The organism is Mangrovimonas sp. sgz306409, assembly GCF_059735265.1.
Genome location: NZ_JCAPEU010000011.1, coordinates 40,495 through 64,427, shown reverse-complemented (window position 1 = coordinate 64,427; position 23,933 = coordinate 40,495). Strand labels below are relative to the sequence as shown.

The 23,933-nt window shown below is 37.8% G+C and carries 23 protein-coding genes; 4 read left to right on the top strand and 19 right to left on the bottom strand.

Annotated elements, in window-relative coordinates; genetic code table 11:
• A partial coding sequence (locus AC6I5C_RS16385; protein WP_497906081.1) for an FIDD domain-containing protein occupies positions 1 to 2,502 on the bottom strand: 2,502 nt, incomplete at its 3' end.
• A gap of 374 nt (positions 2,503 to 2,876) precedes the next feature.
• On the opposite strand from AC6I5C_RS16385, the gene AC6I5C_RS16380 reads away from it, so the two are divergent.
• The 4 genes from AC6I5C_RS16380 to AC6I5C_RS16365 all read left to right on the top strand — a co-directional run bounded on the left by AC6I5C_RS16380 (position 2,877) and on the right by AC6I5C_RS16365 (position 7,199).
• Positions 2,877 to 3,779: a NifU family protein gene (locus AC6I5C_RS16380; protein WP_497906080.1), complete on the top strand. Its 903-nt coding sequence runs from the start codon at positions 2,877 to 2,879 to the stop codon at positions 3,777 to 3,779.
• Positions 3,780 to 3,902: 123 nt separating this feature from the next.
• Positions 3,903 to 4,103, top strand: a complete 201-nt coding sequence (locus AC6I5C_RS16375; RefSeq protein WP_497906079.1) for a dodecin family protein — start codon at positions 3,903 to 3,905, stop codon at positions 4,101 to 4,103.
• A gap of 72 nt (positions 4,104 to 4,175) precedes the next feature.
• Positions 4,176 to 6,278 (top strand): thioredoxin domain-containing protein, encoded by a 2,103-nt coding sequence (locus AC6I5C_RS16370; protein ID WP_497906078.1) that lies wholly within the window; start codon positions 4,176 to 4,178, stop codon positions 6,276 to 6,278.
• A gap of 108 nt (positions 6,279 to 6,386) precedes the next feature.
• A complete protein-coding gene (locus AC6I5C_RS16365) occupies positions 6,387 to 7,199 on the top strand; it encodes a mechanosensitive ion channel family protein (RefSeq protein ID WP_497906077.1) in 813 nt (270 codons plus the stop codon).
• A gap of 2 nt (positions 7,200 to 7,201) precedes the next feature.
• Here the strand turns inward: AC6I5C_RS16365 and tsaB are convergent, their stop codons facing one another.
• The 18 genes from tsaB to AC6I5C_RS16275 all read right to left on the bottom strand — a co-directional run bounded on the left by tsaB (position 7,202) and on the right by AC6I5C_RS16275 (position 23,863).
• Positions 7,202 to 7,873 carry a tRNA (adenosine(37)-N6)-threonylcarbamoyltransferase complex dimerization subunit type 1 TsaB gene (gene tsaB, locus AC6I5C_RS16360; RefSeq protein WP_497906076.1) on the bottom strand — a complete coding sequence of 224 codons (672 nt, stop codon included), beginning with the start codon at positions 7,871 to 7,873 and terminating at the stop codon, positions 7,202 to 7,204.
• 14 nt (positions 7,874 to 7,887) lie between these two features.
• Positions 7,888 to 9,168 (bottom strand): efflux RND transporter periplasmic adaptor subunit, encoded by a 1,281-nt coding sequence (locus tag AC6I5C_RS16355; RefSeq protein ID WP_497906075.1) that lies wholly within the window; start codon positions 9,166 to 9,168, stop codon positions 7,888 to 7,890.
• A gap of 5 nt (positions 9,169 to 9,173) precedes the next feature.
• Complete coding sequence (locus AC6I5C_RS16350; RefSeq protein WP_497906074.1) at positions 9,174 to 10,514, bottom strand: TolC family protein; 1,341 nt, start codon at positions 10,512 to 10,514, stop codon at positions 9,174 to 9,176.
• A gap of 50 nt (positions 10,515 to 10,564) precedes the next feature.
• Entirely contained in the window at positions 10,565 to 11,725 is a 1,161-nt protein-coding gene (locus tag AC6I5C_RS16345; RefSeq protein ID WP_497906073.1) for an efflux RND transporter periplasmic adaptor subunit, read from the bottom strand.
• Positions 11,726 to 11,769: 44 nt separating this feature from the next.
• Positions 11,770 to 13,029 carry an ABC transporter permease gene (locus tag AC6I5C_RS16340; protein ID WP_053978135.1) on the bottom strand — a complete coding sequence of 420 codons (1,260 nt, stop codon included), beginning with the start codon at positions 13,027 to 13,029 and terminating at the stop codon, positions 11,770 to 11,772.
• A 1-nt stretch (position 13,030) separates the two neighbouring features.
• The gene (locus AC6I5C_RS16335; protein WP_076663097.1) at positions 13,031 to 14,275 is read right to left on the bottom strand and encodes an ABC transporter permease; all 1,245 of its coding nucleotides are present in this window, start codon (positions 14,273 to 14,275) and stop codon (positions 13,031 to 13,033) included.
• A complete protein-coding gene (locus AC6I5C_RS16330; protein ID WP_053978133.1) occupies positions 14,268 to 14,969 on the bottom strand; it encodes an ABC transporter ATP-binding protein in 702 nt (233 codons plus the stop codon). The genes AC6I5C_RS16335 and AC6I5C_RS16330 overlap by 8 nt, the downstream gene beginning before the upstream one ends.
• Positions 14,970 to 15,101: 132 nt before the next feature.
• Entirely contained in the window at positions 15,102 to 15,326 is a 225-nt protein-coding gene (locus AC6I5C_RS16325; protein ID WP_497906072.1) for a hypothetical protein, read from the bottom strand.
• 2 nt (positions 15,327 to 15,328) lie between these two features.
• On the bottom strand, positions 15,329 to 15,874 hold the full coding sequence (locus AC6I5C_RS16320) for a DUF420 domain-containing protein (RefSeq protein ID WP_497906071.1): 546 nt from the start codon (positions 15,872 to 15,874) through the stop codon (positions 15,329 to 15,331).
• Positions 15,875 to 15,904: 30 nt separating this feature from the next.
• On the bottom strand, positions 15,905 to 16,654 hold the full coding sequence (locus AC6I5C_RS16315) for an SCO family protein (protein ID WP_497906070.1): 750 nt from the start codon (positions 16,652 to 16,654) through the stop codon (positions 15,905 to 15,907).
• Complete coding sequence (locus tag AC6I5C_RS16310) at positions 16,644 to 17,360, bottom strand: hypothetical protein (protein WP_497906069.1); 717 nt, start codon at positions 17,358 to 17,360, stop codon at positions 16,644 to 16,646. Before AC6I5C_RS16310 ends, AC6I5C_RS16315 begins: the two co-directional genes overlap by 11 nt.
• A 69-nt stretch (positions 17,361 to 17,429) precedes the next feature.
• A complete protein-coding gene (locus AC6I5C_RS16305) occupies positions 17,430 to 17,810 on the bottom strand; it encodes a cytochrome C oxidase subunit IV family protein (RefSeq protein WP_053978128.1) in 381 nt (126 codons plus the stop codon).
• Positions 17,811 to 17,829: 19 nt separating this feature from the next.
• Positions 17,830 to 18,810, bottom strand: coding sequence for a cytochrome c oxidase subunit 3 (locus AC6I5C_RS16300; RefSeq protein WP_053978127.1), 981 nt, complete (start codon positions 18,808 to 18,810; stop codon positions 17,830 to 17,832).
• Positions 18,811 to 18,947: 137 nt separating this feature from the next.
• Positions 18,948 to 19,529, bottom strand: coding sequence for a cytochrome c oxidase subunit 3 (locus tag AC6I5C_RS16295; RefSeq protein WP_497906068.1), 582 nt, complete (start codon positions 19,527 to 19,529; stop codon positions 18,948 to 18,950).
• Positions 19,530 to 20,417, bottom strand: a complete 888-nt coding sequence (gene cyoE / locus AC6I5C_RS16290) for a heme o synthase (RefSeq protein ID WP_497906082.1) — start codon at positions 20,415 to 20,417, stop codon at positions 19,530 to 19,532.
• A gap of 123 nt (positions 20,418 to 20,540) precedes the next feature.
• A complete protein-coding gene (locus AC6I5C_RS16285; RefSeq protein ID WP_497906067.1) occupies positions 20,541 to 20,744 on the bottom strand; it encodes a hypothetical protein in 204 nt (67 codons plus the stop codon).
• Between the two features lie 98 nt (positions 20,745 to 20,842).
• Entirely contained in the window at positions 20,843 to 22,954 is a 2,112-nt protein-coding gene (locus AC6I5C_RS16280; protein ID WP_497906066.1) for a gliding motility protein RemB, read from the bottom strand.
• A gap of 111 nt (positions 22,955 to 23,065) precedes the next feature.
• The gene (locus AC6I5C_RS16275; protein ID WP_497906065.1) at positions 23,066 to 23,863 is read right to left on the bottom strand and encodes an energy transducer TonB; all 798 of its coding nucleotides are present in this window, start codon (positions 23,861 to 23,863) and stop codon (positions 23,066 to 23,068) included.
• Positions 23,864 to 23,933: the final 70 nt, after the last annotated feature.

The window sequence follows — 23,933 nt, the reverse complement described above, 5'->3', positions numbered from 1 at the left end:
CTGTGGGTTGGAAGTATTGCCGTAGGAAGAAGGCGTTGTGATGGCTCCCTGAGCCAGTTCAGCGTCCGTAAGACTGGTATAGTAACCAACGCTGTATACCGCTGGATCCTGCGCTCCCAAAATAAAACCGTCCTGAGACGTTAGGTCGAAAAGTTCACTACCATCATCGGAAATATCGTCACAAAGATACATGTTCGATACTTCAGAAGCTAATGCTCGCTGATTCACAATTAGGTTAAATACAGGGTCAGGCAACGCTTCATAACAAGTGTCATCGTCAACATTTTCTATTCTCACATAAATCGGCTGTGGATTAACAATATTTGTGTACGGACTTACCAAGGCTCCCGTACCTGTATCTGCATTGGCAAAACTTGTATAGTAAGTAACCACAAATTCTGTATTGGATTGGGTTCCTAATATTCCCGCATCCTGAACAGTAAGATCAAAAGCTTCGAAGCCATCGTTACTATCATCATCGCAAAGTTCTAAATCTGGAACTGAATTAACGCTTGGGTTTCCAATAGCAATTGAAAAATCACCTATTGTAAAACAGCTTTCAGAATAAACATCCTGAATTCTTACATAAAGAATTTGACCATTGGTTGCCGTATAAGTTTCCGGATTAGTAATCGGGTTTGTTTCATTATCGGCATCATCCTGGGTTTCGTAATAAGTAATTTCAAAATCATCAGGGTTTTGGTCTCCTAAAATCAATGGAGTATTTACCGTTAAATCAAAATCTGCTGTTAGGGCAGGTGTACAATCACTTAAATCCTGAAGCTCCTGAATTTCCGGGAATGGATAAAATTCAATAATAATTGAGTCTGTAGCTTGGCAATCTTCAGAAAACACTACATCTACCGTATATTCTCCATTTTCAGTAACATCCAAGATTGATGTTGTCTCTCCTTCTATTACAACACCATCTTGATACCAAGTATGTGTAGCCGTAGGTGCATTGGTATCCAAAGTTATGATACCTCCTCCACATGTCGTATTTTCTGCTGCGATTGTAATGTCATCTCCTAAAGATCCCCCAAGACTAAAACTACCCGCTTGTAGAAATACACCCGAGTTTAAAGCGTGGTCATTATGATCTGCAATTACTAATTTAATATGATAATTTTCACCTGGATTTACGGCAGATGACGCTGTAAATACAGCAGTTCTTCCATCAAAAGACATTGGTGGTTGCCCTGCTCCTGTATAGCCCCCAAAATATTGTTCGTTAATCGCACCACAACCATTGTTTGCAGGGTGGATATTGGTCACCAAAATTGGCGTAGTAGTCCCTGGCAATACCGCTAGGTTCGTAGTATTCCCCGCTTCATCAGTTAACAAAAAGGCAAAGGCATCGGAGTACGTGCACTCGAAGGTTCCTCCTGTACTTCCATTGTATTCTTCTGAAGCCATCAAAAAGTTAAAACTGATACTATCGGCAATAGGGACGAAGTCAAATTCTATGATACTAGCATCATTTGAGTTTACTGTTTCAGTACCATTTATTACGATCTCATCCAAATCGGCATCCCCTGGCCAGTTACCTCCAGTTAAACCATTATTATTAGGACCTCCAGCATTTGTAACATCTCCTGACATCATTAAAATTCCGTCTTCAAAGGGGAAGGCCTGTCCATCACCATAGAAATAGGCAATACCATTAGCATCCCCAAAGTTTGTCCCTGTAGAATACGTTATGTTGGATACATCCGCACAAGGGCTATCGATTAGTACATCTGTCACCAATTGTTCAATCGTATAGGTGTCCTCATCTATGACTAAATTAGGTCCCAAGACAAACACCGTAATCTGCACCACTCCATTACAACCCTGAGGGTTTGTATCCTCAACGACCAAAGTCACGGTAAAGGTTCCATAGTTAGGATAAGCATAATTTACTGTTTCTCCTGTAGCCGAATCCCCATTTCCAAAAATCCAAGTATAAGTGGCACCTGTACCATCTTCAGAAAAAACTGCACTGGCAGAAAACTCAATAACATCGTTAGGTAGTACATTAATTATATTAGAACTATCTGCTGCAGGAACAGAAGCAATGGAAGGTGTTATTGTTTGACATGGAGAAGCACATAATATCTCTGCTGCCCATCCTGTAGTTACCCCAGTACTATTGGAAATAAACTCAAAGGTTAAACAGCCACTAGCGTTAGTAGGTGAGGCTTCCACCTGCCCAGGGTTATTGGCCCCAGAATAAGATCCTATTATAGGAGCTGATGTATCAGGTCCATCATATATAGTTAAAACATCTGCATTTAACTGTGTTGCAAATGCCGTAAAATTCACGATAACAAAATCTTCAGCATCTATAGCACATAGTGTTGTTACATAACTTTCATCACTAGAATAATTTCCTCCTGCTCCACCAGAATCGTAAAACATATCAGGAGCACAACGGTTAAAACTACCATTAACCATCACCACATCCTGAGAAAAAACATTAAGTGATATTAAAAATATTAGTACTGCGTAAATTTTCTTCATAATGCTCAAAATTTTAACTATCAGATTTTAACATATAACAGTCATCTAGGGTAAATTCCTAACTTACCTAGCGTAAAAACTTGTACTTAAAAATTATGATCTAATAGCCTATTACCCCTAAAAGCCTCAACCAAAACAAAATAATATGAAATCTAAATGTTTCGAAGTATTACAAAGGGCTTTAAAAGTGGAGCGAAAAATAAGAAAATTTGTCAAATATGACCTAATATTTTAAAATAAAGTTAAATGTTTATTAAACTTAAAAAATAACCTACTGATTGTTAGTTAAATCTTTGTTTTATAGCTCTAAAATTTTGGTTTATTAAATATTTCTGTGCCAAATGCTTTTAGTATTTTTGCAAAAAATAATTCCCGTGAAAAATATAACAATCAAAATACAAGCTACCAGCAACCCATCCATTATCAAATTTGAAGCCGACACGTTTTTAACCCAACATCAAAGCTTTGAATTTAATAATATTGATGAAGCCAAACCTTCTCCGTTGGCGCAACAATTATTCTATTTACCATTTGTAAAAAAGGTTTACATCTCTGGTAATTTTATTGCTGTGGAACGATACAACATTGTAGAATGGGCAGATGTTCAAGAAGAGGTTGCCACACAAATTCAAGACTATCTCAACGCTGACGGCATAGTCATTGAAGAAGCGACCCCTTCAAAAAAAGTTCCAGTAACTGTGTATGCTGAAAGCACTCCAAACCCATCGGTGATGAAATTTGTTGCCAACAAAAAATTGGTAACCGCAACTTTTGAGTTCTCTTCAATTGATGAGGCCAAACTTTCTCCTTTGGCTTCAGAATTGTTCCATTTCCCATTTGTAAAAAATGTATTCATTGACGAAAACTATGTATCCATCAGCAAATACGACATTGCCGAATGGAATGACATTACCATGGAACTAAGAGAATTCATTAGATCTTATATTGAAAATGGAAAGGAGATTGTTTCTCCAAATGCCAATGTGGTTTTAGAAAAAACACAGGAACAATTAGATGCCAATTTTGAAGCACTTGATGATACGTCCAAGGAAATCATCAATATTTTAGAGGAATATGTAAAACCCGCAGTGGCTAGTGACGGGGGTAATATCCAATTTGAATCTTATAATTCAGATACAAAAACGGTTAAAGTTATCCTTCAAGGGGCTTGCAGCGGCTGCCCATCTTCAACATTCACCTTAAAAAATGGTATAGAAAACATGTTAAGGGAAATGCTTAAGGACAAAGTTCAAACAGTTGAAGCAATTAACGGATAGCATATGCAACATATTGAAAATCATTTATTTAAATTGATTTTCAATGTCCAAAACGCAAAAATTCGCCTATATAATTTGTAACTTTATACATCGTTTATTTTTAACCATTTAAAGTTACTCATTATGGCCGTTTTAAAAGTTATAGAAGTTTTAGCCAACTCTGATAAAGGTTGGGAAGCCGCAGCAAAATCAGCAGTGAAACATGCTGCCAAAACCATTAAAAATATCAAATCTGTATTTGTGCATTCGCACAGTGCTGTTGTAGTAGGCGATGAAATCACCGAATACAGAGTGAATGTAAAAATTACCTTTGAAGTTGATTAACGCTTACATCCCGAACAAAAGGCGCTCATTTTAAGAGCGCTTTTTTTATGGCAATTTCATTACTTTTGAAATATGAGGTACCTGATCATCATTCTTTTTATTTCATTAATCAGCTGCAACGGTCAATCTTCCAAAACCATGACACACCAATTCACCAACGATCTCATTCACGAAACAAGTCCCTACCTTCTACAGCACGCCCACAATCCTGTTGATTGGAAACCTTGGAATGACAAAACCCTTCAACTAGCCAAAGATGACAACAAACTAATGATCATAAGCGTAGGCTATTCAGCCTGCCATTGGTGCCATGTCATGGAACACGAAAGTTTTGAAGACGAAAAAGTTGCCCAAGTGATGAATGCCAACTTCATCAGCATAAAGGTAGACCGTGAAGAGCGTCCCGATGTGGATCAAGTGTATATGGATGCGGTACAACTAATGACGGGTAGCGGCGGATGGCCCATGAATGTGGTTACGCTTCCCGATGGCAGGCCTGTTTGGGGAGGCACCTATTTTAAAAAGGAACAATGGATGAGTGCCCTTTCACAAATTTCCAAACTATTCCAGGAACAGCCGGAGCAACTCTACAATTATGCAGATCAAATGGAAAAAGGGCTCAAATCCATGAATTTAGTGGCAATCAATAAAGAGACTCCTAATTTCAAGTTAACACACATTGACAGCATCGTTTCGGAATGGTCCCAGTCATTTGACCATATAAACGGAGGCCTAAAAAGAGCTCCAAAATTCATGATGCCCAATAACTATCATTTTTTATTGCGATACGCCCATCAAACCAATAATACATCTCTCCTTGATTTTGTCAACCTTACTTTAACGCAAATGGCCTATGGTGGCATCTTTGACCAAATTGGCGGCGGCTTTTCCAGATATTCGGTGGACGACAAATGGCATGTCCCCCACTTTGAAAAAATGCTTTATGACAATGGTCAATTGGTAAGTCTCTATTCCGATGCGTACCTACTCACCAAAAATGACCTCTACAAAGACATTATAATTGAAACTCTAAACTTTATTGAAACAGAACTCACCACGCCTGAGGGAGCCTTTATGTCTGCTTTGGATGCCGACAGCTACAACACCCAAGGACATTTGGAGGAAGGAGCTTACTATGTTTGGACCAAAGAAGAAATAAAAAACTTACTCCCTAACGACTTCGCTTTATTTTCTGAGTATTATAACGTGAACAATTATGGTCATTGGGAAGGTGACAACTATGTATTGATAAGAAAACTTGATGATGTACAGTTCTGCACAAACCATGAATTAAGCCAAGACGAACTCCACTCAAAAAAACATAATTGGAAGCAAACCTTACTGAAAGCTAGAACTTTGAGAGAACGTCCCCGACTGGACGACAAAACACTCACGTCTTGGAATGCCATCATGCTCAAGGGTTATGTAGATGCCTATAGAGTTTTAAAAGACCAAAAATACCTTGAAATAGCAAAGGCTAATGCCAATTTCATTCTTCAGCAACAATTAAAAGAAGACGGCGGCTTGTTTCACAACTACAAAAATGGCCATAGTTCCATCAACGGCTTTTTGGAAGATTACGCCCTTACCATAGACTCCTTTATCAGTTTATATGAAAACACATTAGAAAACCAATGGCTCAACTCGGCCAGGGATTTTACCAATTATGCCCTTGATCATTTTTATGATACGCAAAGCAGCATGTTCTTTTTCACCTCTAACGAAGATTCCAGTTTGGTGACCAGAAATATAGAATATCGTGACAATGTGATTCCATCATCCAATTCGGTAATGGCCAAAAATCTATTCAAATTATCACATTATTTCGATAACGACTATTACCATAAAACAGCGACCACGATGTTGAATAATGTTCAAGAAGAAATGAAAGCTTATGGTTCTGGATTTTCAAATTGGCTGGACTTAATGCTCAATTATACAAATCCCTATTATGAAGTTGTTGTTGTGGGTGAAAAGGCGCATGAAAAACTATCCGAAATCAACGAAATTTACAATCCAAACAAACTCATAGCTGGCAGCATTACGTCAAAAGAATCACCTTTATTAAAAAACCGCTATCTGGATGACAAAACAATGATTTATGTTTGCGAAAATAAAACTTGTCAACTTCCCGTAACAGAAACGGACAAAGCCCTGAAAATGATTTCAAAGTAAACAATCTGGTCATTCCTGTAAATTTTAAATTTCCGTTACGCGTAGATTAAAGCTTTCTGTTTTAAAGGATTATCCATACATTTGATTACTAATTTAAAACACATGAACATGGAACTACAAAAATGGGTAGACAAGGGGTATGACTTAATTGTAAATTTTGGTCCAAAAGTGCTTGGAGCCATCGCGATTTGGATTATTGGATCGTGGGTCATTAAAGTATTATTCAACACCACAAAGAAAATTTTGGACAAGGGAGATTATGACATCAGCCTTAAGAAATTTCTTTTAAACCTCCTGAATTGGGCCTTAAAAATAGTTCTGATAATTGTTGTTTTAGGCACCGTTGGAGTTGAAACTACTTCTTTTGCCGCCATTATAGCTGCTGCTGGTTTGGCTGTTGGTTTGGCACTACAAGGATCGCTTGCAAATTTTGCAGGAGGCGTTTTGATCATGATTTTCAAACCAATCAAAATTGGAGATTTAATTGAAGCCCAAGGAGAAATGGGAGTTGTGAAGGAAATTGAAATCTTCACCACCAAACTAACAGGGCTTTCTAACAAGGAAATCATTATTCCGAACGGTTCCTTATCCAATGGAAACATTATCAACTACACTTCTTTAGGCACAAGACGTGTGGATTTAGTTTTTGGTGTGAGCTATGATGCCGATATTAAAGCCACCAAAGAAGTCTTGATGAAGCAATTGACTTCGCACCCTAAGGTTTTAAAAGACCCAGCGCCATCTGTTACCGTTTTGGAATTGGCGGATAGCTCGGTGAATTTTGCTGTAAGACCTTGGTGTAAAACCGACGATTATTGGACAGTATACTTCGACATTATGGAAAGTACCAAAGAAGCGCTTGATGCTGCCGGTATTGAAATTCCTTACCCACACAGTGTGGAAATTCACAAAGAAGGCTAAACTTAAGATTTAGGCTTTAAAGCAATAAAGTCCTTCAAATAAAAAGGCTCAAAATAAGCGACATCTTCGATGTCGTTTTTTTTGAGCTTATCATAAGCCAATGCCCCCATTTCTTTTGCAGAAGGCAACTTCCCTTCCACAAAAACAGCGTTTGGATGAGCAATCAATTCTTTTGTTTTGGCAACCCCATTCCCTACAAAGTAAATTGGTCCTTGTTCCAAATATTCAGCATAGGAATCGGCATTCAAAATTTCGGCTTGTACTTCTCGAATAACTTGGTAATCTTTATCTAAAATAGCTGAATACACTTCTAATCTTCTGGCATCCAACATTGGAATTATGATACATTCATCAGCGTTTACCTGCCTCGCCAACGCTTCCAAAGTAGACACCGAAATCAATGGTTTATCCAAAGAAAAACATAAGCCTTTAGCGGCAGAAACCCCAATTCTCAAACCAGTATAAGACCCTGGCCCTTTACTGATTGCAATAGCATCCAATTCTGCAGGTTTTATATTGGCAGATTTCACTACCTCATCAATAAACACATGCAGGGATTCGGCATGAGAATATCCTTCACCATTATCTTCCTTTAAAACCAACGTTTCCCCATTCTTGGAAATTGCCACCGAACAATTGGTGGTTGTAGTCTCTATACTTAAAATCAACGCCATAATTCTATGGTAATCTATTCTTCTACAGGCTTACCTTCTCCTGTTTGTATTTCAATTTTATCTCCAGGCTTTAATGTTTTGGAAACAATATTATATGGCCCGGTAATGATTTCTTCTCCCTCTGTAAGTCCCGAAACTATTTCGATATTGGAGTCATCCTGAATACCGGTTTTTACAACTTTCAACTTGGCCTCATCGTTGTTTCTAACAAATACACATTCAAACTTTTCATCTAGAATACTGCTTCCCATTTTTGGAGCACTTGGACCTTTCGTTGAACTTGTATCCGTTTTGATTACAATAGCACTAATTGGCACCCCAACAACCTTATTTTTTGTAGTGGTAATAATGTCTACCGTGGCGGTCATCCCTGGTCTAAAAGGGGAATAATGCTCAGGCTTCCCTTCTGTTAAATCTTTATAGGATTCTTCCAAAATTCTCACCTTCACCTTAAAATTGGTCACTTGGTCTGCGGTTAAATCACCTTCAGCCGAATTGGCTATTTCAGTAACAAGGCCTCTAAATTCCTTCTTTAGATAAGCATCTACTTCCACTATGGCAGAGTCCCCAATTTGCACTTTAACAATATCATTTTCATTCACATCAACCTCAACTTCCATATTGCTTAAATTGGCCACTCTCATAATTTCGGTACCGGCCATTTGTTGGGTTCCTACAACGCGCTCTCCCAATTCTACATCCAATCTTGAAATGGTACCGCTCATAGGTGCATAAATCGTAGTTCTATTTAAATTGTCTCTCGACTCATTCACTGTAGCGGCTGCACTTTGCACATTAAAAAAGGCTGACTCCTTACTAGCTTGGGCAACTTCATATGTTGAAATAGCCTTATCCCAATCTGACTTTGAAATGATGCCTTTTTCGAAAAGCACTTTGTTCCTGTCGTAGTTGGCCTTGGCCTCTTTTAATGAAGCTTCTGCCTGACTTAAACCAGCTCTTGAATTTTGCAAGGTTGCTTGCGATCGGTTTAAATTAGACTGATAAATATCTGGATTGACACGCACCAAAAGGTCTCCTTTTTTCACTTGCTGACCTTCTACAATTGGTAACTCAATAATTTCTCCAGAAACCTCACTGGATAATTTCACTTCTATTTCTGGTTGGATTTTTCCTGTTGCCGAAACGGTTTCCACAATATCCATTAAGGCAATTTTTTGAGTTTCTACTACTTTAAAATTCCCTTGCTTACCAAACCAGCCAAGTTTTTTTCCTAAAATTAAAACTACAGCCAAAGCTATGATTGCGAGAAGAGCAATGAGTCCTTTTTTACTCATAAAATCTAATTAATTTGGGTGATTGGAATTCCAAAATAGAACTCCAGAACTTTGAGTTTAAATATGTAATCGTATTTTGTTCTAATAACCTGTGATTGTGAATTTTCATATTGGGTACGCGATTGGTTAAAATCAAAAGCGTTAGACAATCCCACATTGTAACGTTCCTTAGAATACTCAAAAGCCAACTGTCTTGCTTCCTCTGTTTTTTCAGCGGCTTCGTAAGCTTTTTTAGCATTCTTGGCATCATTGTATGCTTGATACACATTACTTTCTAAATCCAATTCTGCTTGCTCCAATTGGTACTTCGCCCTTTCAACATTTACCTTACCTCTATTAACGTTATTCCTAGTGGTAAACCTGTTGAAAATTGGAATGTTCAATTGAAACCCAATTGCAGTACCATCGAAAATATACAACTGGTCCAAAAATACAATTTCTTCTCCAGTAAATGGGTCTATTTGAGTACTAGACCAACGTGTATTATAACTTAAAAAACCAGACAGTGTTGGAAAATAATTTGAACGCGCCAAGGACAAATCCTTCTCGGCAATTAACAAACTTGTTTCAGCAATATTAATGTCGTTCAATTCCACCTTTGCTTTGTCGGCAATAGTTTGCGCATTTTCATTCAAAATGTCTTCAGAGATAATATCGTACTCATCGTCTACAATATCAAAATTCTGATAGTCTTTAATCTGCAACAATTGCGCTAGTCCCAGTTTTGATATAAACAATGTGTTTTCTGCAGCAATAATTTCCTGCTTCTGGGTAGCATCGGTGGCCTTAATCTCTAAAAGGTCGCCTTCCGGTAAAGTCCCAGCGTTTACCATTTCTTGAGTACGCTCCAAATTTTCTTGTGTAATCACATTTTGGGCCTGAAGCACTTTAAGTTGTTCTTTATTAAACAAAATTTGCAAAAAGGCATTCGCAACATACAACGATATGTCATCCTTCATTTTATCCAATGCATATTGAGAGGATAACTGGTTCAATTTTGCTCTTTGAAGACTTTTCCAGTTCCTTAACCCAGCAAATATATTAACCCCTGAGCTCACCCCACCGGAAGCCGATTTAAAGGTCTCATTTTCGAACTGGTTGGTGGCTGGGTTAATATTTGCTCCTGTATTTATATTATAGGATGCCGATGCACTTAGGTTCGGAAAAAAATCTGAAACCGCCTGATTTTTGTCGATATCTGCCAGCTCGGAATCCAACTCAGATTGTTGAATTGAAATATTATGCTCCAAAGCATAATCGACACATTCAATCAATGTCCACTTTTTTTCTTGGGCTTGGGATGCAAAGGAGACAAGCGCTATTAATAGGAAAAATTGTTTTTTCATAATCGATATATAAGTCTGAGGAAATGTTAAAGTGTTACAAAATTCATGAATTAATTTTGAGCATATTGAGGCGCTCCCTGTAGCTGGTTCCACACCTTAATTTTATCATCTTTTGTCACACCATTTTTTACTTCAACATATATACCATCACTAATGCCCAACTCCACATCTTTACGCTCAAACTTCTGGTCTCCTGTTTCAATTTCTACGTAAGGCAATTTGGTTTCTTTGTCATATTGCACCAAGGCTTCCTTAATAGCCAATACCTTTTCGGCTTTATCCAAAATAATGGCTGCATTGGCACTCAAACCTGCCCTAATAAAAGTCGTATCCATTTTGGTAAGCGTTCCTTTTATTTCAAATTGGATAGCACCATTTTCCTCCACACCTTTAGGAGCGATATAGTCTAAGACCGCATCAAATTCTTTGTTCTCGATAGCCCCCACAGTAATTTCCAATGGCAAACCTTCTTTAATTTTTCCAACTTCGCTCTCATCAACTTTTCCTTCAAATATCATTTTCTTGACATCTGCCAAAGAAGCTATGGAGGTCCCTTCATTAAAGTTGTTGGCTTCAATAACTTGATTCCCCACTTTCACAGGCACATCCAATACCATCCCAGAAACCGTCGCTCTTACCTGAGTTTGCGCGATATTGCCCAAACCACTGGTAGTTCCTGTTTTGATGATGTCGTAGTTCTGTTTAGCGGAGTTTAAATTGATCTTGGCCTGTTCTACACTTTGTTTCGTCTGCAAATAAGTATTTTTGATACTCTCAAAATCATTGGCTGAAATCACTCCTTTATCAAACAAAGCTTTCTGCCTATCGTAATTTGCCTGTTGGGTTTCTAAATTAATTTGTGCCGTTTGCAATGCGGTTTGGTTAGTTGCAATGCTGTTTTTGGCACTTGTTAAAGAAGACACATTTGGAATGACCCGAATTTGGGCTATCAAATCACCCGACTTTACATATTCTCCTGCTTCAATAAAAATCTCTTCTATAACTCCAGAAATATTTGGCTTTATTAGAACTTCTTCCTTTGGCACAATGCTACCCGTAGCCACCGTTTTCACAACAATGGTTTGTTCGCTTGGCACTTCAGTAGTATACTTTATAGGATCTTCCTGATTTTTTTGCCATAAGTAATATAATGCTGCAGAAAACGCAACAACTATAAAGGCAAGAATAATTACGGTTTTTGTCCTTCTCATCTGTAATGCTATTTAAATTTGGTTTGTTAGGATGTATTTCATTTTTATTCTATTCGCAAGGCATCAACGGGTTTCATTTTTGTGGCGCTATTTGCAGGTATCAACCCTGCCAACAAGCCAGATACCACCAATATGATCAATGCAGTAAACACCACGGTCATGTTTACACTTGGATTCGCAAAATTCTCAACAGGGCCACTACTGTCCAATAGGTAATTCAGTAGCCAAATCATGAAAGCCGAAAAGGAAATCCCCACCATTCCAGACAGAATGGTCAACAACAAACTTTCCTGTAGGATTTGTCCTTTAATCGTCCAAGGACTTGCCCCCAAAGCTCTGCGCACACCTATCTCCTTGGTTCGTTCCTTAACCACAATGAGCATGATGTTACTGATTCCAATAATTCCAGACATGAGTACCAAAGCCCCCACAAAATATCCCACAATGGTTAAAATAGTAAATAGGCCATTAACACGTTCAAACTGCTCGGACAAATCCCAGTGACCAATGGCTCGATCATCTTCCGGAGCTACTTTATGCCGCGATTTCATTAAATCGAAAATTTGTTGTTTTACAGAAGTAATGGTCACATCATCAACTGCTGTAATAGCCATCCAACCTACATTATCCCCTCTATTGAAAGCATTTCCAAATGTTGTAAATGGAATGTATACGGTATTGGCATCCTGTTCGCGATCTCCTTGGCTGTTGCTCATCTTAAAAGTGCCCACTACCATAAAGTTTACACCATTAATCTTGATATAAGACCCCATAACCTCCTCCCCTTTATCATAAAGCCCCTTTACAACATCCGTCCCAATAACACACACCTTGCGTTTGGTATTGATATCGGAATAGCTAATGAACCTTCCTTGTAGAATGTCCATGGGCTGCTGGTTAATATACTCCGGATAATCGCCATAAATTTCAAAGGCTCCTGTTTTGGTTCCTCTTGTAACATTGTTGGAACCCATGAATCCCCCCAATTGATTTCTGGGAGACACATATTTTAGATTGGGCACCTGAGCCTTGATAGCTTCTACATCGTCCAATTTATAACTGAAGTTGCGTCCTTTAGGCATTCCTTTATAGGGCATGGAAGTTCTTTGGGTCCACATAAACATGGAATTAGTGGCAAAGTCGCCAAAATCGGCGGTGACCCCATTTTTTAGTCCATTGGTTAGAGCCAGCAACAATACCAATATAAAGATACCCCAAAAAACCCCGAAAGCCGTTAAAAAGGTTCTGAATTTATTGGTAGCAAGTGCCTGTAATATTTCGTCCCAACGATCTTTATTAAACATATTATTCGTCCCTTAATGCCTCGATAGGCTTAATTTTTGCAGCTCTATATGCCGGAATAAACCCAGCCAATGCTCCTGCAAATACTAAAATAAATACTGTGGTTATGGCAATGTTGAAATCAACTTGCGGGTATTTTATAAAATCACTTTCTACTTGAGGGCCGACGGCTTCCAATAATGCCAATCCAGATATCAAACCAAATAATCCTGAAAACATAGTTACAAAAACAGCTTCCTGGATGATCATGCCGATTATAGACCATGGTAGCGCTCCTAAAGCCTTTCTAATTCCAATCTCTTTGGTACGTTCTTTTACAATAATGAGCATGATGTTTCCAACTCCCACAATTCCTGCGATAATCGTTCCAATCCCTACAAACCAAAACACGGCTTTAATAGTATCAATAAGCTTATATATTTTTTTAGCTTCCTCAAGGGTGTTATAAACTCTAACTGCCCCAGTATCATCTGGAGCTACTGTATGCATTTGCTTGATTTGGGATTCAATTTCTGTGGAAATATTTTGCGATAAGGTAACCGCATCTGAGAAATTATCGGACATCTCCACTGTGAACAACATGTTTCGAATATTGTCCCCAATATTAAATACCTTTTGTGATGTAGATATGGGTATATAGGCTTGATCTTCTTCCCTGTCACCTCCAGGATCAGAAAACACACCAATCACCTTAAAATTCATGCCATACATTAGGATGTTCTTGTCTATGGCATCTTCATCCTTAAACAAGTCCCGTTTCAGTTTGTTCCCTATAACGGCCACCTTTTTGGCTTCATCAAGGTCTGCCTGATTTAAAAACCGTCCTTTTAAAATATCCGCATTTTCAATAAACTGATGATCGGGCATCACTCCCCTAATGCGGTAACTTCCTGTTTGGTTTCCATAAGTCATGGTCACTCCCCACATTCCATGAAGAGACGATTCATACTCCAAGTAATCTTTATACTTGGTAGAAACCATATCAAAATCACCGTTCTTTAGTTGGACATAGCGACCAGGGTTAAGACCTTTGTATTCTTTTGTAGTTCTATTGGTCCAAACGGTTATCATGTTTGTGGCATCCCGCTGAAATTGTGAAGTCACGCCATTTTCGATGCCTTTACTGAAGCCTAACAAAATGACAAGAATAAAAATCCCCGAAGCTACCGAAAGCCCGGTTAAAAACGTTCGAAGTTTATTTTTTCGGAGCGTTTCAAAGATTTCCTGCCATCGTTCAATATCAAACATATTGGGAAGCCCTTACTTGTTCTACTAAACTATCATCAATAATTACCCCATCCTTAAGGTTTACGATTCGCTTTGTCATATTGGCGATATCGTGCTCGTGAGTCACTACCAAAATGGTTTTACCTTCATCGTTAATCCCTTGAATCAATTCCATCACTTCATAGGAAGTCGCCGTGTCCAATGCCCCAGTAGGCTCATCGGCCAACAGTACCTTTGGGTCACTTGCCAAAGCCCTAGCAATGGCTACCCTTTGCTTTTGCCCTCCCGAAAGTTCACTTGGCAAATGGTTGGACCAAGGCCCTAAACCCACCTTTTCCAAATAATGCCTTGCCTTATCAATGCGTTCCTTACGCTTGATTCCTTGATAGTATAAAGGCAAAGCCACATTATCTAAAGCGCTTTTGTAATTTATTAAGTTGAAAGATTGAAAAATAAAGCCTAAGAATTCATTTCTATATTTCGCGGCAATTTTCTCGTTGAGATTTTGAATAGGGAAACCATCCAAAACATATTCACCGGAATCGGCTTCGTCCAGCATGCCCAAAATATTTAATAAGGTAGACTTGCCAGAACCAGAAGAGCCCATAATAGAAACAAGCTCACCTTCTTTTACATTAAAGTTAATTCCCTTCAACACATGGAGACTATTACTCCCCATATGGTAAGACTTGTGAATATTCTTTATTTCAATCATAAATAGATAGTTATAGCCTATACAATGTTACATAAAAGTTAAAACCTTTTATACTAACAAACTGTTAAGAATTACTTAACTAGGTATACTATTAAGACTGAAATGATTAAAAAATGTTACACTAAAATGGAACTATTTTGATTTTTCTGCCCGAAAGAACTTGTAATAGATAATAACTCCAATACCTCCAATCAAAATATATGGAATGGCCATAAGGTACACAATCCCATTATTCACACCTTCTGCAGTCGATTGCCCCTCTTCACTCTCCAAAACAGCGCGACACATCGCACATTGCGCAAAAGAGTTCAATGACAACAAAAAAGCGATACAGAGGATGGTCCATCTAGACTTCATAACTACGCGTAATAAGGTGAAATCATTATATATACCACGACTCCTGTAACAGCCACATATAACCACATAGGAAACGTGATTTTTGCAATTTTCTTATGCCTTTCAATATTATTGGTAATAGCTCGAACATAGGTAATCAACACAAAAGGGATGATCACTATTGAAAGAATAATATGGGTTATTAGAATGAAATAGTAGACATAAGCTATAACTCCTTCCCCTCCAAATTTTGTAGAATCACTCGTCATATGATAGGCTACATACATTACCAAAAACAGTACGGAAAGAATAATGGCAAACTTCATTAAACCTTCATGCAAGCTTACCTTTTTATTTTTAATGGCCAAAAATGCTAACACCAAAACCAAAGCGGTTACCGCATTGATAGCTGCGTAAATAGGAGGCAAAAAGGTTAAAGGCTCAACATCAAAGCCCATTTTTCGAAGGTTCACACCAAAAAGGGCCGCCACAGCCAACGGAATTGCAACCGATAAAATAACAATCCACTTATTATATTTTTTCTCTTCCAAGACTTGTTGATTACTCATATCTATTTCGTAATTGATAGCTATATTTATTTACTCCTTCAATAATTGTGCAATGTCTTCCTTAAGCATTGTAATTTGTTGCTCTTGGCCTTCATCGTCTTTTTGTTCTGCTTCAGAAATTATCCCGTTGTAAAAAATCAAAGGATTTCCAGCAACCACTCTTGAACGGATAAATCCATTTTTGTCGATTAAGGCAAAATTCCCAGAATGTTCAAAACCACCGGCTACTTCTTCATTTTCCCCGGTATACAGGTTGAAGCCTACATTCGCCAACTCGTAAATAGCATCTTTATCGCCTGTCATTAAATGCCAGTTAGGATTTGTGATGCCATAATTATCGGCATAAGCCTTCAAAACTTCAGAAGTATCGTGCTCTGGATTGATGGTAAAAGATGCAACGCCAAAATCTTCAAATTCCTTGAATTCATTTTGAATCTGAACCAAGTTTTTGTTCATTTTTGGACATATGGACGGGCAAGTTGTAAAGAAAAATTCTACTACATACACCTTTCCTTCGTAATCCTTATTGGTAATTTGATTTCCATTTTGATCGACAAAACTGAAATCTGGCACTTTTTTAGGCTCGCCATTAATGTTCAAAAAAGCCAATTCGGAAGTTGCAACCTCCTTCTCTTTGGTTTTGGTCTGATCACTTCTACTTTCGTTTCTAGTGATATCTTCATTTGTAATCCTATCGACAATTTTTGGAACAAAAATGATTCCAAAAACCAAAATGATAAAGGCAATCCCTACGTATGAATAGTTTGTTTTATTGCTCATCTTTATGTTCTTTTAAATCGTTGGCACGTCTTTGGGTAGAATCGTAGTTCCCCTTTCTGCGCTCACGGTATTCAGTAAACAAAATTCGTAAATCTTCGGCACTTAACTTATTTTTCAACTCAGCAACTTCAATGGCACTGTATGAGTATAACGGGTAGGGTGCTAAATTCTTTTTCTTTTCCCAATCTTCACGATCGTCAGTCCTTCCACGTTGTTTCAAATCGGTATCTACAATGAATACTTGCTCCGTAGAAAGGTTTTCATTCAATCCCATATCCGATTTCAAACTTTGGAAAACAGTTTGGATACTTGCTTCATCAAGTGTTATGAAATGCCAAAAGCGCATGTCTTCATAACTGGCAATTTCCTTGAACAATTCTTCTGCTTCAGTTTTGGCCTCTGGCGTTACCAATATGACAATTTGAAACTTCTTAAAACCTTTGAATTTGTCATAGATCAATTCCTTCAGGTTTAAGGCTGGCGTAGATTGTTCCTTTGGATGCTTTCCAAAGAATCCCAAAACCGTTAAATGATCCTTCAATTGGATGTCGGAATCGCTTCTTTGCGGTAAATCCTGAACATTCTCATGAACGATTTCCAAAGTATTGTAATTATCGTTTGAAAGCGATAAAACCAGAACAAACATTACTGGCAGCAAGAAGAGAATTCCCAATACCAGATTACGCTTTACTTGATTGTTTTTCATGGGTGCAAAAATAAAAAAGACGGTTGAATAACCGCCTTTTTTGTATCTATTTAACGTTAAGCAACGTTCTTAAAAATCACTTTTGATATACCCTGATGAATATACCCCTTGAATATAATCACCTTCGGTTAAAAGAATGAACGCTAAGTAGCAAATCAAGAATACTCCTGTCCATACCACAGCTCTTCTCAAACCTGAAGTTTCATCTCTCATGTGCATGAAGTCCCAAGTAATGTAATAAGCCTTTACAAGTGTCAAGATGATGAAAATCCAGTTTAGTAATTTCATCCCGATTACTTTCCCCATAAACATTTCTGGCTTATAGATACCTAAAACAACTTCAACAGCTGTAATAATGGAAAGTAACACCAATACTCCCCAAATTTTTTGAGTGTTGGATTTAAACTTAACTAATCCTCTTAAAATCTCTAATTTATGTGCGTGTGCCATTGTAACTATTTTATCTAAATTAAACTAGGTAGAAGAATGTAAATACAAATACCCAAACTAAATCTACAAAGTGCCAGTAAAGTCCAACTTTCTCCACCATTTCGTAGCTTCCTCTTCTCTCATAAGTTCCCAATATAACATTGAAGAAAATAATGATGTTAAGAACCACTCCAGAGAATACGTGAAAACCGTGGAATCCTGTAATAAAGAAGAAGAAATCAGCAAATAACGGTGACCCGTACTCATTTACGTGCAAGTTAGCACCTTCAACCACCATTTTACCATTAGTTTTAAGCGCTTTTAAAGACTCCTCTCTTGTCAACACTGTCTTGTGTCCGTGTTCATCAAGTGTTTGGGTTCTTACCAAAATATCACTGTGAGACTCCAATCCTTTTACTACTTCTTCTACAGTATAGGTAGGCAAAGAAGATTCTCCAACAAACCAAAGTCCATTTTTATTTTCATGAGTTGTACGCTCAGAGTGTTCAGCCACCACAAAGTCACGCAATGCTACACGCTCTCCTTCAGCATTTACAAATTGAAGAATGTTTCCTCCTTTAGTTTGAACTGCTCCATAGTCTCCTTGAATAAAGGTAGCCCATTCCCAAGCTTGAGATCCAACGAAGATCAAACCACCAATAATGGTCAAGAACATATAGAAAGTCACCTTAGACTTCTTCATGTGGTGACCTGCATCTACAGCCAATACCATAGTCACGGAAGACATAATCAAAACAAAGGTCATGAAAGCAACGTAAATCATAGGCAATTCTTGCCCGTGTAAAAACGGAACGTGGGTAAAAACCTCATCCGCTATAGGCCAAGTTCCGATGAATTTGAATCTTGAAAATCCATAAGCTGCCAAAAATCCAGAAAAAGTTAAAGCATCCGAAACGATGAAAAACCACATCATCATTTTACCATAACTTGCCTTAAGAGGCTCATTTCCACCTCCCCAAGTTTTGCCTTCTGTACCAGTATTCACTACTGTAGTATTCATATTAAGCGTTTATTTTGTTAAAATTTGCACAAAAATAATCATTTTATCCATCTAACGAAACTTCGCTTTCATATTTTCAAAACAAATGCTTGATAAAGAAAGGGAATTCCTAAAACGGGATAAAAGTCAAATATATACTATCCTATATAATTTAAAAATAAAAATAGGAATATCCACAAGATATCTACAAAATGCCAGAAAGTTGCAGACAGTTCCACCCCTAGCATTTCCTTTGAAGAATACTTTTGTTTAAAATGGTTATAAATTACCACCAAAATTGAAAGTAAGCCAGCCACTACGTGCGCAATGTGAGCTGCGGCAATGATGTACACAAAGCTCATGGTAACATTGCTGGTAGGACCTGTAAAATTATACCCCAAGCCAATAATTTGGGAAAAACCTAAAAATTGACTGTAAATAAACACCACTCCAAGGACAAATGTTAAACATAAAAACAGAGTCGCGAGACTTCTATTGTCTTGTTTTAAGGCTCGCTTTGCTAAAACAAAAGAGATACTGCTTAACACGATAACCACTGTACTCACTATAAAAGCACTCGGCAACTGAAAATCATTCAGCCAATCCGGGCGACTTTTACTAACAATTACGGCACTGGTTAATCCTGCAAAAGACATAAACAATGAAATGATACCAAACCATAGCATCATTTTTTTAGCTCTTGCGTTTTTCTCCTGAAAGGTTCCTTCGGTTAAATCCATTTATCTCAAAAATTTATCTAAAACGTATACTATCTGTAATAAAGTAATGTATGATACACTGGCCAACATCAATTGTCTGGCTGCTTGGACGGTTCTTTTCTTAAATAGATCCAAGGCATAATACAACATTAGACCGCCTAACAGAAATACAATAATTGCGGCTACAACGGAAAGTTTTAAATCGCCTGTAAATCCAAACACCGGAATAATCGACACCAAAATAGTCCAGATGGAATACATAATGATCTGCACTGCAGTTCCTTTATCGCGTTTTCCTGTTGGCAACATAAAAAAGCCTCCCTTTTTGTAATCGTCAAACAAGAACCAACCAATAGCCCAAAAGTGTGGAAACTGCCAAAAGAATTGCAAGGCAAATAAAGTACCTGGCTCAATTCCAAAGTGATTTCTAGCGGCTACCCACCCCAACATAAAAGGAATGGCCCCAGGAATTGCCCCAACAAAAACCGACAATGGTGTTTTGGTTTTTAATGGCGTGTAAACACTGGTGTATAAAAAAATGGAAATGGCCCCATACATGGCCGTTCTTGGATTGATAATATATAAGGTGATTATTCCCAAAATGGTAAACAACACCGCAATTGCAAACCCTGTATTTACCGACATACGTCCCGCAGGAATCGGCCTGTTTTTAGTACGGTCCATCTTGGCGTCCAAATCGCGCTCAATAATCTGGTTGAACGCATTGGAAGCTCCCACCATAAAATACCCGCCAAAGGCCAGAAGTATCAAAGTGGTCAATTCTATACTTTCGGCACCCAACAAGTACCCTGCTATGGAAGAAAAAACAACACTAACCGAAAGTCTTATTTTAGTGATTTCCTTAAAATCAGAAAATACTGAACTTATTGAAACTGAAGAATTTTTAATACTCAAACCCGTAAAATTTGTCGCTGTAATTTTTGCGTGGGCAAAGATACTTTATTAATTCTTATTGGACAATGCCGTTCTTTGGTTTATTTTGAAGCCTTTAGAATGGCGAATCGGAAGGTTCTATAACCACATTTTTGTCATCATCAACATAAAAGAAAAACCAACAAAAACAAGCATTGGCTTCAATCTAGCTTTAGGGAGCTCACCTCGCTTTATCAAAAGAGCAGAAATACCCAATACAAATACTAAAGACAGAAACGAAATGATGAGCTTTGAATTGCCTTCTTCAAAATTGGAAGGAGACACCACAAGAATATTAAACATAACGACGCCGAAAATTAGCTTTTTCAGCGTTGAGGAGGAAGCGTTGGTTAGTTTTATCATAAGAGAATAAAATTACTTTTTCAAGGATACAAAAAAAATTAGAAATCGTAATACCAATTGAACAAATCTGTTCTCACGCCTAAGCTAAACCAAAAGGTATCCCTATTGGCCAAATCCGCTGAATTGGTTTCTGGATTGAAGTTTCTAAAAGTAATATTGGTGAACAACTTCAAATTACTCACTGGATTGATAATGTATCCTGTTTGCAATTCAGCATTGAAACTATTGGTTGTAATCCCCTGCCCTACTTCCACCCCTGTATCAAATGGACGCTCATTGTAATTACGATAGATATCGCCTCCGTAGCTAAAACTGTCTTCCTCTGTATTGTAATCGAACCCGCGTTTTCCAATGATGAATTTCGCATCGGCAAACCAACGTCTGTAATTATAACGACCTATAACGACAAGCTCACTAAAATTGGCGCCCCAAAGGTGGGCCATAGATTGATTGTTATGTCCATAGTTCAATACTATGGTGTTGTGCGAATAGGTATAAGGCCTTACTCTATTATACTCCAACTGCAGCATTAAATTATCCACTTTGAAGGCATTGAAATATTTTATCCCAATTTGATATCCGAATTTGTTTTTCCAACTTTTGTTTCCGCCTTTCACCGCTCCTAAGGAGAATTCGTCCAAAATAAACTGACTGTAAAGATTCACCTTATTGTTCCATTTATATTTAGCCGAAGCCCCTACAATAGCATTACCTGCTCCTTGACCAGATTCAAATTCAAGTGCCCTGAAAAAGATAATTGGGTTAAGATAATTGATATCAAATCCACGTCCGTTGGTATCGGTCCATAATACAGATTCAAAAAAACCTAGGTTCAATCGTTTGGAAACATTCCAACTCAAATAGTGGTTGGCCATGTATTTGGTCAAAAAGGATTTGTCCTCAATAATCTCTGGTCGCACATCCCTTAACCACATCCAAGTATTGGTATACTTTATTTTCCAAAACTTCGTATTCAGCTTAAAAAAGGTATGCGGACTCGCCACATCACTTTGGAAAAGGGAGCGATACCCATCTCCTATAAAATTCTTTCCATGCCCAAACTGTATATTAATGAACTTTGCAGGGGCATAGGACAAGTAAGCTTCGGCCACAGGGTAATCATAACCACCATCCTTAAACGCTTTTCCAATACCTCTTCCTGGAACAATAGCAGGATCGGGCCCAAAAGCTTTTAAGCTTTCGGCATAATCATTAAAATATTGCGCAAACCGCCCTTGACTTTCATAAACTGAAGTTGAAAAGTTCAAGGTCTTCCCTAAACCTCCCTGCACAATCAATCCACGTGTATTGTTATAAGTAGAATTGAAATCGGCCTCAGTGTCCTTACCAACTTGTAGGTCAAAAATAGGATCGATAATAAACCAATAGTCCTTTCCCTGTACCTGAACCAAATGCTCATCCCATAGTTTTCTACCCCACCAACCATCACTTCCTTTGGCCAAGGATTCCTTCTCAGCCTTAAAATCATAATACGGAGCTACCTCAGCATACACAAAAGGCTTAGCTGCCGTATGGCTGTTAGTTCCCAAGACATTCATTTGTCCATCAAAACGGGCATAATAGGTATGCGTAAAAGGAATGTTTAACTGACTGCTGTATTCCAGCTTTTCGTAGGGTACAATGTCATTATTGATACTATCGTATTCTTTGGAAACGGTTTCATTTAAATCGGTGATGCTATGCACCGGTTCTGCCGAGGCATAAGCCTCATTAGAAATTTTCTGAGGATTGACCAAAGGAATTTTTACCGATATAGAATATTGAAAATAGGTTGGATTACCATTATGAGTCCCTGGAGCAATTTTTGGCAGTTCGCCAAATATACGTTTCACTTCAGCCTCTAAACTTTCATACACAGCATCTACATACAATACTTTGAAAACCCCTTTGGCATCCACTTCAAATAAAATTTTAATGTCCCCTTGATAGTTCTCTTCCTGTACTATATCCGGAACCTGAAAATTATCGAAAATATACTGGTTGATTTTATTGTTGAAACAAACTTTGAGATTGTCTATGGATTCGGTTTCACATCCAGGAAAAACAGGGGATTTTTGATAGCTTTCTGTATTTTGGGAAAATCCATATACACAGAAAAACATAAAAAAACATAGAGTGATGCGCTTCATAAAATTCGGTCGGCCTTTGATGGCCGAAATATACTACTTTTTCAAAAAAAGCCCATTAAAAAACCGTTACCCAACAAAGAGTAACGGTTGAATAAACAAAACAACAACAATTTAATCTTGAACCTTAAATGTGATAGGTAAAGAATATAACACATCTACAGGTTGGTTTCTTTGCTTACCAGGAGTCATCAAAGGAATTTTATTAATCACTCTCTTGGCTTCATCCTCCAATTCTGGCCTAGGCGCTCTTGCCCTAATACCATTTACCTGTCCAGTTTTATCAATCTTAAATTCAACGTAAATCCTTTGTATGCCGTGAAGCCCCAACTCTTCAGCAATATTTGGTGAAAACTTTCTATTTACTAATTTGGCAATTTTCTCAGACATACACTTTTTACGGGCATCATTTCCTTTAGCTTTTTCACACCCAGGATACACAGGCACATCCTCGATTTTACCAAAAGGAATAACAACGTTTTTATCAATCTTAACTACATCAATAGCTCCTGGATCAAAAATCTTATCACTTACATTCTGATCTGAAGTTATAACATTTTGAACCGGAAGATCAACAGTTGAATCATCAACTAATTTAGGAGGTTCTGTAATCAATTTAGATTTCACTTTTGACTTCTCGTCTTTTTGTGGTACAGGTTCTTCATAAACTTTAAATTTCTGCATCACGAATTCAATCGGGGCCTCCTCATCAACCATAGCCTTTTCATACCCTGGAATCTTGGTTTCAAATTCCATTTCAAAAAGACCATACACGCCCAAAAGGCATAGAATTAACCCTATCTGAAAATATAGGGTAGAGTTTTTTTGTAAATTTACCTCATGCTTTTGTGATTTTGTCACGGTTGTTTTGCTCTGGCCAGCAAGACAACGTTCTTTGTTAAGATTTTTCATAATATTGAATTTAAGATGTTAATATTATGCCAAAACACAAGAAGCATACCAAAAACAAAAATCCCGCCTA